This is a genomic window from Pseudomonas sp. NPDC087346 (assembly GCF_044744235.1).
Taxonomy (GTDB): Bacteria; Pseudomonadota; Gammaproteobacteria; order Pseudomonadales; family Pseudomonadaceae; genus Aquipseudomonas.
In genome coordinates this window covers 1-1,023 of record NZ_JBIUXX010000190.1, presented here as the reverse complement: position 1 = coordinate 1,023, position 1,023 = coordinate 1, and the positions used below count along the sequence as shown (strand labels likewise).

The 1,023-nt window shown below is 53.9% G+C and carries 1 pseudogene; it reads right to left on the bottom strand.

The features are described from left to right. Positions 1-1,023, bottom strand: a pseudogene (locus ACIOZM_RS32020) (insecticidal toxin complex protein); the annotation flags it as partial.

Below are 1,023 nucleotides of genomic sequence, written 5' to 3'. Positions count from 1 at the left end.
TGCTGGGTCTGCACCAACAACGTCATGTACTCGTTATCGCGTTGCAGCAGCGCCGATTGCAGTTCGTTACCAAACTGAATGACGCTACTCACCGCGGTTCGGGCTTTGTCGATCAATACCGGGAACCGGAACTCACTGACCTGCAAGTTGGCGGGCACTGAACCACCCACGCTGCCGTTGCCGGCGCCCTGCTGAAGTTGCAATGAGGTCGGCGAAGCCTCAGTGGCATAAAGCGGCAGTACCAGCGATTGCCCATCGAGGGTCAAATTGTTGCGCAGGTTATAGAGACGCACCTCCAACTTATCCCAAAACATCAACAAGTCAGCATTGTAAGGCGGCAAGAAATTGCCGTTTTGTTCGACGAGGTAGGCTTGCAGCTGCCCAGCGGCACCAGGGGCGGCAACAAGAGTGATAGAGGCTTCACTTCCCAGCGTAGGGTTAGGCCAACTATTGGTGTAGTCAATCTGCGGGCGAGGGCCGAGCATTTGCGCCGCTTGAACATAATACATTTTGGCCTGGGCCATATAGTCGCGCTGCTGCATCCGGTAACAGCTGTCGCCGTGCTCAATCAACGTCTTCACACTGCTGAGGAACAGGGCCAACTTGTAATGCATCGGGTCATTCATCGCAATGACGTCCGGGTCCACCGTTTTCGGAATCGTGGCATTCCAACCCAGATCCTGTTGGAGGGGCAGCACGTTCCAATAACGCGGTTTGCCGCCTTCCATTTCGAGCACACCTAACCGATTACGATACCCTGCCGGTGAAAAGACATACCGTTGCCAGGTTTTGGCACTCAGGTAATTTTGTTCAGTCAAGTAACGTTCGGCAATCAGGAAGCAGCTATGGAAAAATAACTCCCAAAAATACAACCCGTAGGAGCCATTGAAATCAATGGCAGCAGTGCCGTCACGTTCCAGGAGCGCCGTTTGGGAGGTGTAATTCAGCACCCCGGCAATCCCCTCCTGCTGAAGCAGTTGACTATAACGCGCTACGGCGCTGGTTTTTAGATAGGCGAGTTGG